Annotated in this window: 12 protein-coding genes; all 12 read right to left on the bottom strand. The window is 72.7% G+C overall.

What is annotated here, in order from left to right; translation table 11 throughout:
- Positions 1-83: 83 nt before the first annotated feature.
- From ACFP1K_RS24255 to ACFP1K_RS24310, 12 genes are read right to left on the bottom strand one after another with little or no spacing between them, the layout of a single operon-like run.
- On the bottom strand, positions 84-449 hold the full coding sequence (locus tag ACFP1K_RS24255; protein ID WP_380757184.1) for a hypothetical protein: 366 nt from the start codon (positions 447-449) through the stop codon (positions 84-86).
- 51 nt (positions 450-500) lie between these two features.
- Positions 501-1613 (bottom strand): hydrogenase expression/formation protein HypE, encoded by a 1113-nt coding sequence (gene hypE, locus ACFP1K_RS24260; RefSeq protein ID WP_380757186.1) that lies wholly within the window; start codon positions 1611-1613, stop codon positions 501-503.
- Complete coding sequence (gene hypD, locus ACFP1K_RS24265; protein ID WP_380757188.1) at positions 1610-2737, bottom strand: hydrogenase formation protein HypD; 1128 nt, start codon at positions 2735-2737, stop codon at positions 1610-1612. Before hypD ends, hypE begins: the two co-directional genes overlap by 4 nt.
- A 27-nt stretch (positions 2738-2764) precedes the next feature.
- Positions 2765-3010 carry a HypC/HybG/HupF family hydrogenase formation chaperone gene (locus ACFP1K_RS24270; protein ID WP_380757190.1) on the bottom strand — a complete coding sequence of 82 codons (246 nt, stop codon included), beginning with the start codon at positions 3008-3010 and terminating at the stop codon, positions 2765-2767.
- On the bottom strand, positions 2991-3383 hold the full coding sequence (locus tag ACFP1K_RS24275; protein WP_380757192.1) for a hydrogenase maturation nickel metallochaperone HypA/HybF: 393 nt from the start codon (positions 3381-3383) through the stop codon (positions 2991-2993). Before ACFP1K_RS24275 ends, ACFP1K_RS24270 begins: the two co-directional genes overlap by 20 nt.
- A gap of 53 nt (positions 3384-3436) precedes the next feature.
- Entirely contained in the window at positions 3437-3541 is a 105-nt protein-coding gene (locus ACFP1K_RS24280; protein WP_380757193.1) for a DUF6893 family small protein, read from the bottom strand.
- Positions 3538-4014 carry a hydrogenase maturation protease gene (locus ACFP1K_RS24285; RefSeq protein ID WP_380757196.1) on the bottom strand — a complete coding sequence of 159 codons (477 nt, stop codon included), beginning with the start codon at positions 4012-4014 and terminating at the stop codon, positions 3538-3540. Before ACFP1K_RS24285 ends, ACFP1K_RS24280 begins: the two co-directional genes overlap by 4 nt.
- Positions 4011-5477, bottom strand: coding sequence for a hypothetical protein (locus tag ACFP1K_RS24290; RefSeq protein WP_380757198.1), 1467 nt, complete (start codon positions 5475-5477; stop codon positions 4011-4013). The genes ACFP1K_RS24285 and ACFP1K_RS24290 overlap by 4 nt, the downstream gene beginning before the upstream one ends.
- Positions 5474-6103: a DUF6084 family protein gene (locus tag ACFP1K_RS24295; protein WP_380757200.1), complete on the bottom strand. Its 630-nt coding sequence runs from the start codon at positions 6101-6103 to the stop codon at positions 5474-5476. The genes ACFP1K_RS24290 and ACFP1K_RS24295 overlap by 4 nt, the downstream gene beginning before the upstream one ends.
- Positions 6096-6890, bottom strand: coding sequence for a DUF5947 family protein (locus ACFP1K_RS24300; protein WP_380757202.1), 795 nt, complete (start codon positions 6888-6890; stop codon positions 6096-6098). The genes ACFP1K_RS24295 and ACFP1K_RS24300 overlap by 8 nt, the downstream gene beginning before the upstream one ends.
- A complete protein-coding gene (locus tag ACFP1K_RS24305) occupies positions 6887-7429 on the bottom strand; it encodes a NifU family protein (RefSeq protein WP_380757204.1) in 543 nt (180 codons plus the stop codon). Before ACFP1K_RS24305 ends, ACFP1K_RS24300 begins: the two co-directional genes overlap by 4 nt.
- 37 nt (positions 7430-7466) lie before the next feature.
- On the bottom strand, positions 7467-9257 hold the full coding sequence (locus ACFP1K_RS24310; RefSeq protein ID WP_380757206.1) for a nickel-dependent hydrogenase large subunit: 1791 nt from the start codon (positions 9255-9257) through the stop codon (positions 7467-7469).
- Between the last annotated feature and the right edge of the window lie 14 nt (positions 9258-9271).

The raw sequence follows: 9271 nt of genomic DNA on the forward strand, positions 1-9271 counted from the left end.
TGGCGACCTGTGGCGGGTTTCCCGCCGCCCCTCGCTGTCGCGGTGCCGGAAACAGGGTGTCCTGCGGGTGGGAGCTGCGGGTGTCAGTGGCCGTCTGGGGAGGTGGTGGGGTGGGGGGCTACGCCGGTGAAGTATTCCGGGGTTGAGGTGCCGGCGGGGCGGCCCGTTCGGGGGTGGGCGGGTTCTTGGTGGCGGCCGGGTTCGGGCTTGTGGCGGGATAGGCGTTCGGGGCGGGTGGTGGTGCTCTGGCCTACGCCCAGAGGGCTGCGGGCTCGGGTGTCGGTGGGGGGGACGCCCTGGCGTTCGGCGTCGCTGACTACGCGGGGTGGGCGGCGGTCGCCGCGTGGGGGGCTCTGGAAGGCGCGCTGGGTGCCCTTCACGGCGTCGCGGTGGGCCTGGGCCCGGAGTTCCTTGGGGCTGGGGAGTTCTCGGTCCTTTGCCTGGCTCATCGGTGCCTCCCCGGTGGGACGGTGCTCATTAGGGATTCTTCCCGCTATTCGTCAGCAGATGCGGGGGAGAGGGTCTCCGACCAGCACATCTACGATGCGGGTGCCGCCGAAGGACGTTCGGAGAAGGACCAGTCCGGGGGGATCGTCGGCCACGCGGCCGATCACGGTGGAGCCGGTGCCGAGGGGGTGGGAGCGCAGGGCGGCCAGGGCGGCGTCGGCGGCGTCGCGGTCGACCACGGCGACCATGCGGCCCTCGCAGGCGGAGTAGAGCGGGTCGATGCCCAGCAGTTCGCAGGTGCCGCGCACGGCGGGGCGTACGGGGACGGCGTCCTCGTCGATCACCACGGCGACCTCGGACGCCTCGGCGATCTCGTTGAGGACGGTGGCGACGCCGCCCCGGGTGGCGTCGCGCAGGCAGCGCACCCTGCCGGGGCAGGTGTCCAGCAGCCGGGCGGTGAGGCCGTGCAGCGGCGCGGTGTCGGACGTCAGGTCGGCCTCGATGTCGAAGCCGCCCCGGGCCAGCAGCACCGTGACGCCGTGGTCGCCGATCGGCCCGGAGACCAGGACGGCGTCCCCGGGCCGGGCGGCGGAGGCGCCGAGGCGCAGCTCCGGGTCGACGGTGCCGACCCCGGCGGTGGTGACGTAGCAGCCGTCGGCCTTGCCCTTCTGCACGACCTTGGTGTCCCCGGTGACGACGGCGACCCCGGCGGCCCGCGCGGCGGCGGCCATGCTGGCGACGATCCGGCGCAGGTCGTCGATCGGGAAGCCCTCTTCGAGGATGAACCCGGCGGACAGGTACGCGGGCCGCGCCCCGCACATGGCGAGGTCGTTGACGGTGCCGTTGACGGCGAGGTCACCGATGTCCCCGCCGGGGAAGAACAGCGGCGTCACCACGTAGCAGTCGGTGGTGAAGGCGAGTTCCCCGGCGACGGCGCCGTCGCCCAGCGGTTCCAGCATCGGGTTGCGGAACGCCTCCAGGAAGACGGCCTCGACGAGCGTCCGGGTGGCCCGCCCCCCGGCCCCGTGCGCCAGGGTGATCAGTTCCTCCCGCACCCGCGCCTTACGCCGCCGCGCACGCTCGATGCGCTCCAGGACCTTTTCCTCGGCGTTCAGCACGGGAAGCATCCGTTCCGGGGGGATCGTCGCACGCTCGTCGGTGGTCATGCGCGGGTCGCCTCCCTGACCCGGTCCCGGGAGAAGCGGCCGAAGTTGTAGTACGCGGCGCAGGCCCCCTCGGAGGACACCATGCAGGTGCCGATGGGTGTCTCCGGGGTGCAGGCGGTGCCGAAGACCTTGCACTCCCACGGCTTGAGCACCCCTTTGAGCACCTCGCCGCACTGGCAGGCCTTGGGGTCGGCGACCCGGCCGCCGGGGATCTCGAAGATCCGCTCGGCGTCGAAGGCCGCGTAGCGGTCCCGGATCCGCAGCGCCGAGTGCGAGATGAAGCCGAGGCCGCGCCACTCGAAGTGCGGGCGCAGCTCCATCACCTCGTTGATGACGGCGAGGGCCTTGGCGTTGCCGTCCCACGGCACCACGCGGGAGTACTGGTTCTCCACCTCGCAGCGCCCCTCGGCGAGCTGCTCCAGGTTGGCGTGCACGGCCTGCAGCACGTCGAGCGGCTCGAACCCGGCGACGACCAGCGGCCTGCCGTACTCCCGCGCGATGAACTCGTACGGCGAGCACCCGATCACCGTCGAGACGTGCCCGGGGCCGATGAACCCGTCCAGGCGCAGGTCGGGCGACTCCAGGATCGCCTTGATCGCCGGGATGATCGTCACGTGGTTGCAGAACACCGAGAAGTTGGCGATCCCCTCGGCCTCCGCGCGCAGCAGGGTCATCGCGGTGGACGGCGCGGTGGTCTCGAAGCCGATCGCCATGAAGACCACCCGCCGCGCGGGGTTGTCCCTGGCGATCTTCAGGGCGTCCAGCGGCGAGTACACCACGCGGATGTCCGCGCCCCGCGCCGCCGCGTCCTGGAAGGACCCCCGCCCGCCGGGCACCCGGGTCATGTCCCCGAACGAGGTCATGATCACGTCCGGCCGCCCGGCGATGTGGATGGCGTCGTCCACCCTCCCCATCGGGATGACGCACACCGGGCACCCGGGCCCGTGCACCAGCGTCACCGCGCCGGGCAGGTGGTCCTCCAGCCCGTGCTTGTAGATGGTGTGGGTGTGCCCGCCGCACACCTCCATGAACTTGTACCGCCGCCCCGGCTCGCACAGCGCGGCGATGCGCGAGGCGAGCGCCCGTGCCGTGCCGGCGTCGCGGTACTCGTCGACGAAGCGCATCCTTACGTCCGATCCCCCGTGGATGAACTAACCTTTTTCGATCATGGATTCGCGCAGCGCGGCGATCTCGTCCTCGTACGCCTGCCCGATGCTCTCCAGGAAGTCCAGCGCGGCCTTCGCCTCCACCTCGTCGATCTTGGAGAGCGCGAAGCCCACGTGGATGAGGATCCAGTCCCCCGGCGCCAGCTCCTCCCCCTCCAGCAGGCCGATGTTGACGGCGCGGCGCACGCCGCTGACGTCCACCTGCGCCAGATCAGGACGATCGGCCGGCATCTCCACGATCTCCCCGGGAATCCCCAGGCACATAGGTCGCCTCCGCGAGCTGGATGGATTCGAGGACGAGATCGTCGCCGCCCTCGCTGTCGACGTCGGCGGACCCGCAGCCTGGGCAGACCGCGTGGGGGTCCACCGACATGGCCACGCTCCCGCAGTCACCGCAGGTGACCCGTACCGGCAGCGTGACCAGGTCGAGCCTGGCCCCCTCGGCCACCGTCCCCTCGCTGACCATGGCGAACGCGTCGTTGATGGACGGCTCGGCGACCCGCAGCAGCGCCCCCACCTGCACGCGTGCCCGGCACACCCTCCGCCCGTCCGCTCGTTTCTCCACGGCCGCGAGGATCGCCTCCGCGATCCCGAACTCATGCACGATCACTACCCCCCGTTCTCTCCTCTTCGTCCCTCCGCCAGGTCAGGCGGGGGTCACATGCTCCGCATGCGCATGTAGCGCTTGAGGTCCGGGATGGACCGGTAGACCATCACGCCGACAGCCGTCAGGGCGGCGAGCGTGATCAGGCGTCGTCTCATGGTTTCTCCTCGTGTGGTGCGCGCTGATGGAGCAGGTCGAGCACCAGGTCGGCGGCGCGCGGGACGGCGTCCGCGACCGGCGGGCTGAGTTCCATGCCGGGCTCGGTGGTGGCGGGCTCGCAGCCGACGAGCAGGACGGGGATCGACATCTCGCCGAGCGTGCCCGCCAGGGCCAGCACCGCCTCGGGGTTCATGTCGTGCGCGTCGAACAGCGCGCCGGTGAGGTCGCCCTCGGCCGGGCGCACCACGTACAGGGTGCCCGGCGGGTCCCCCCGTGGCGCGAGGTCGACGAGGATCGCCGCGTCGTAGCCGCCGCTGGTCAGCTCGTAGGCCAGGTGGACGCCGCGGATGCCGAAGTCGGTGACCACCGCGCCGTCGGGCAGGTCGCGCCCGGCGAGGTCCCTGGCCACGGCGACGCCGAACCCGTCGTCCCCGAGGAAGACGTTGCCCACTCCCGCCACCAGGGTCTTCACGCCCCCACCTCCCCGACCTCGCAGGCGTCCTCGCCGATCGGCTCCACCTCGTCGGGGGCGAAGTACAGGTAGCGGCCGTGGGCGCGGCGCAGGTCGGCCCCGGGGTCGTCCTCCAGGGTGACGGCGAGGTGCCGCGCGCCGTCGACGTCCAGCAGCACCGCCTCCACGCGGGCGGTGCGTCCGGTGAGGAACATGTCGTGCGCGTCCGCCCGGCGCCGCCCCGGGACCAGGCGCACCCGGCTGCCCTTGCGGATCGTCGTCCCGCCGACCGTGACGTGGTCCACGCCGGGCACCTGCTCCGCGGCGGGGTCCCACCACGGCGCGGGCCCGGCGGCGGGGCCCGTGCCGGGTGGTCCGGCGGCCTCGGCGGCGGGCCCGAGGTAGCGGATGGCGCCGTGCAGGCGTTCCAGCAGCTCGGGTGGCAGGTTGGCGGCGCGGTCGAGGAGTTCGGCGGCGCGGGGGTCGGTGGCGCGGGCCTCGCGTTCCTCGTCCTCGGTCAGGGTCAGGGCGCGCAGGTGCAGCAGCTCGTCGATCTCGGTGGAGTCGAACGTCGCGCCGGGGCTCTCGGGGGCGACGCCGGGATGGTCGTCCAGGATGATCGGCGAGGACAGCACCACGTCGCGGTGCCCGGGGTCGCCCACCAGCACGGGCCAGGTGTGCCGGTTGAGGCAGGAACGCGCCGCGGCCCGCGCCCACTCCGGCGGGTCGGCCAGCGACAGGAAGGACCCTGCCGTCACCCCGATCAGCAGGTGCGCGGCGACCAGCGAGTGCCGCAGCGCCTCCTCGCGCCCGGCGCCCCGCCCGGCCCAGGCGGCATCGCGCCCGGCGTCCCGCCCGGTCCACCCGGCGACGTCCCGCATCCCGCCGGCGAGCCCGCCGGGGACCCACGCGGTGCGGTTCTCCACCCGGACGCGCAGCCTGAGCAGGCCGTACGGGCCGGGGGGCCGTTCGGCGCGGACGCGCAGCACCGCGTGCAGGGGGCGGTGGGAGGTGACGACGCGGCCGGTCACCTCGCCGGACGGCGCGCGGATCGGCTCCTCGGCCCGGTCGCCGGGGACGCGCACCACGACGGTGCGCTCGGCGCCGAGCAGGTGCGGCACGGCGAGCACGGCCTCGGTCTCGCGTTCGGTGGCGTCGTCGTACGACAGGTGCGCGGTGTCGCCGCACCGCAGCTCGGCGACGGGCGCGAACCGGCCGGCGTCGGCGCGCTCGACGAGGCGTTCCCGCACGTGCAGGAAGCGAAGGCGCACCCGGACCAGAGCGTTGGCGCCCCCGTCGAGCAGGCATTCGGTCACGCTGACGGACGGCTCGGCGGTCTCCTGGTACGCGGGCGGCACCAGCACGCCGAACTGCCAGCGCAGCCGGTTCTTGGTGGCGGAGGCCCGGTAGGGGTACAGCAGGTAACCCTCGTAGAGCACGGCGTCGGCCACCTTGCGGGCCGCCTCCATCGGCACACTTCTCATCTGGCCTCCTTCAGCAGCGCCTCGACGACCTCGTCCCAGGTGGCCAGCGCGTGGCCGGACTTGTACCGCTGCAGGGCCTGCAGGGTGTGCCGCCGCAGCCGCAGCCAGCCGCAGCCGGGGAAGTGACGGTCCATCAGCTCGCGCCACACCGCGACGGGCAGCCCGCAGCGCGCCTCGCGGTCCCACGGCACGGGCATGACGGTGAATCCCTCGCCGGACCTGGCGAAGACGGTGCCGCTGAACAGCATCAGCAGCGGGATCTCGCCGTCCTCCAGCGACGCGAGGTACTTGCCCGCGGCCACGTCCAGGTCGTAGCTGCACAGGACCGGCACGTCGACCTCGGTGGCGCCGGTGTACCTCGGCACCAGCACCGGAACGTTCGCGAACTGGAACGGCCTGAGCGTCTCGCCCCAGCGCGACGGCTCGCCGAACAGGTCGCCGAGCAGCTCCGCCTCGCCGGGCGCGTACCGCCTGCGCTGGGGCTCGAAGCGGATCTGGCAGCGCAGCGCGACGGCGTGCACGGCCCCGGTCCCCGGCCCGGTGATGCCGAGCCGGAACGCCAGCGTGGGAAAGGCGGCGTACGGGTCGGCCCGCACCCCCCGGCACTCGAACCGGATGTCAGGCACGCCCGCTCCCTTCCGCCGTGGGCACGTCCGCGCGGCCGGCCACCGCGTCCGGGCCGGGTCCGTTCCCCGGAAGCACGTCCTCGCCGCGTTCGCGCAGCCTGGTGAAGAACGCCTCGATGGCGTCCCAGGCCTCGCGGCCGCCGTGGAAGCCCTTCCAGTGGGTGCGGACCAGCCCGACCAGCTCGTAACACGCGTCGACCGGCACCAGGTGGCAGGTGAAGCCCTCGTCCGGGCGGCGGTCGACGAGGAACGCCTCGACGTCCGGCAGGGGCGACGCCGCGGCCAGCTCGGGGGCGGCGGCCAGCACGCGGTCCCAGGCGCCGGCGGGCACGGACGCCTCGGTGGCGCCGCCGGGGCTCGGGTAGAACGCGACGACCTGGCCGAGCGCGGAGTTGTGGAAGAAGAACGCGGTGCGCACCGGCACGCGGAGCTCGTCCCAGTCCCCGTCGGTCAGGGCGAACGAGGGGAAGTTCAGGTAGCGCTCCGGCACCGCGCGGTACCGCCCGGCGCCGAGCGCCCCGTTGCGCGCCAGCAGCAGGTGGCAGCCCTTGCAGGCGCACAGCAGCGCCCGGCTTCCCGCGTCCACCACGTGCCCGTGCCGCTCCCCCACCGGCTCCGCGCACATCTCGCACCGCGCCGCCCCTTCCGGCGGCGGCACCCGGAACCGCCGCAGCCCGCGCGGCGCCGCACCGGGTCCGTCCGCGCCGGGCAGGCCCGCTCCGATCGTGTCCCGCACGCCCGCGGCCGTCCGCGGCGCCGCCCCCGGACGGGTCCCGCCGGGGGTCACAGGGCCGCGTCCTGCGGCACCGGGCACGGGCCAGGGGGGCGGGTCTGGATCTGGAGGAGGCCGGACTCGGCGGGCAGGCCCTCGACCTCCAGGCGGGTGACCTCCGGGGCGGCCAGGCGGACGGCGCGCTCGATGGCGCCGGTCACCGTGGCGGGGGAGGACGCGCAGCCGTGGCAGCCGCCCTCCAGCCGCAGCCGGACGACGCCGTCGCCGGTCACGCCGAGCAGCTCCACGCCGCCGTCGTGCAGGCCGAGCAGCGGGCGCACCCGGTCCAGCGCGGCGCGGACCCGCTCGTCGAGGCCGAGCGGGTGCAGGTCGTGCAGCACGAGCAGCCCGGAGACGACCGGGTCCTCGGCCAGGCGCCGCAGCACGTCCGACGCCTCGCTCTCGACGACGATCGCCACGACCCGCTCCAGGCCCGCCCCGTAGAGGTCGCCGAGGGCGCGCACCAGCTCCTCCGCCCTGGCCCGCGCCAGCGGGTCGGCGAGCCGCCCGAGCTCGTCGATGAGCGTCTCGACGCGTTCCCCCACGGCGTGCACGTCCGTCCGGCTCCCGGGACCGGCGGCCGGCCGGGTGTCAGATGGTGGAGTAGGCATGGGGACTGTGCAGCTTCCGCAGCTCCTTGCCGCTGCCGAGGTACATGTGCACCCCGCACGGCAGGCAGGGGTCGAAACTGCGCACGGTGCGCATGATGTCGATGCCCTTGAACGCGTCCGGCGGGTTCTCCTCGAAGATCGGTGTGTTCTGCACGGCGTCCTCGTACGGCCCCGGCGTGCCGTGCACGTCGCGCACGCTGGCGTTCCACGGCGTCGGCGGGTACGGGTGGTAGTTGGCGATCCGGCCGTTGCGGATCACCATGTGGTGGGACAGCACGCCGCGCACCGCCTCGGTGAAGCCGCAGCTGATCGCCTCGTCGGGCACCTCGAACGGCTCCCACGTCTGGTTGTGTCCCTGCCGCACCTCGTTCAGGCCCATCTCGGCGAAGTGCAGCGCGGCCGCCGCGGCGTACGCCTGGAAGTAGCTGCGGGCGCGGTTGCGCTCCAGGGTGTTGGAGATCGGCTGGCCGTCGCGTTCGGGGATCTTCCACTCGAACGTGCACTCCGGCTTGGTCGCGGTCTTCGGCAGGTTGATCTGCACGCTGCGCCCGGTGGAGCGGATGTACCCGATGTCCACCATGCCGGACAGGGCGGTGGACCACAGGCGGGCGATGGGGCCGCCGCCGGTGTCCAGCGCGAGCAGGTCCTTGCCGTCGAACCAGCGCGGGGACATCACCCAGCTGTACTTGTCGCTGAAGTCCCGTTTCTGCGGGCGCGGGATGGTGTGCTGGTTCCACGGGTGCCTGACGTCCACCGGGTTGCCGAGCGGGTCGTGGGTGACGAACTGCTCCTGGCCCGCCCAGTCGTCGTAGTACGAGCTGCCGAGCAGGATGCGCATGCCGAGGTTGATGTCGACGAGGTCGTTGGTGACCATCTCGCCGTCCACGATCACGCCGGGGGTGACGAACATCCGCCGGCCCCAGTCGTTCATGTTCTCGTAGGTGAAGTCGCAGTACTCCGGGTCGTTGAGGCTGCCCCAGCAGCCGAGGAGCACCCGGCGCCGCCCCACCTGCTCGTACCCGGGCAGCGCCTCGTAGAAGAAGTCGAACAGGTCGTCGTGCATCGGCACGACCTTCTTCATGAACTCGATGTAGCGCATGAGCCGGGTCAGGTAGTCGGTGAACAGCTGCACCGTTGCCACCGTGCCGACGCCGCCGGGGTACAGCGTGGAGGGGTGGACGTGCCTGCCCTCCATCAGGCAGAACATCTCGCGGGTGACGCGGCTCATCATCAGGGCCTCGCGGTAGAACTCACCCTCCAGCGGGTTGAGCGACCGCATGATGTCCGCGATGGTGCGGTAGCCGTGCTCGGCGGCGTGCGGGCACTCGGTGCGCTCGGCGAGCTCCAGCACGCCGGGGTTGGTCTCGCGCACCATCTTCTCGCAGTAGTCCACCCCCACCAGGTTCTCCTGGTAGATGCAGTGGTCGAACATGTACTCGGCCGCCTCGCCGAGGTTGATGATCCACTCGGCGAGCGCCGGGGGCCGGACCCCGTACGCCATGTTCTGCGCGTACACCGAGCAGGTGGCGTGGTTGTCGCCGCAGATGCCGCAGATGCGGCTGGTGATGAAGTGCGCGTCCCGGGGGTCCTTGCCCTTCATGAAGACGCTGTAGCCGCGGAAGATGGAGGAGGTGCTGTAGCACTCCGCCACCTCCTTCCGGGCGAAGTCGATCTTGGCGTAGATGCCCAGGCTGCCGACGATCCGGGTGATCGGGTCCCAGGCCATCTCGACCAGCTCACGGTTCTGCCCGCGTTGCTTCGAGGTCGTCATCGCTGCTCCGTCTT

The organism is Sphaerisporangium aureirubrum (assembly GCF_042658925.1).
GTDB classification, from domain to species: Bacteria; Actinomycetota; Actinomycetes; order Streptosporangiales; family Streptosporangiaceae; genus Sphaerisporangium; species Sphaerisporangium aureirubrum.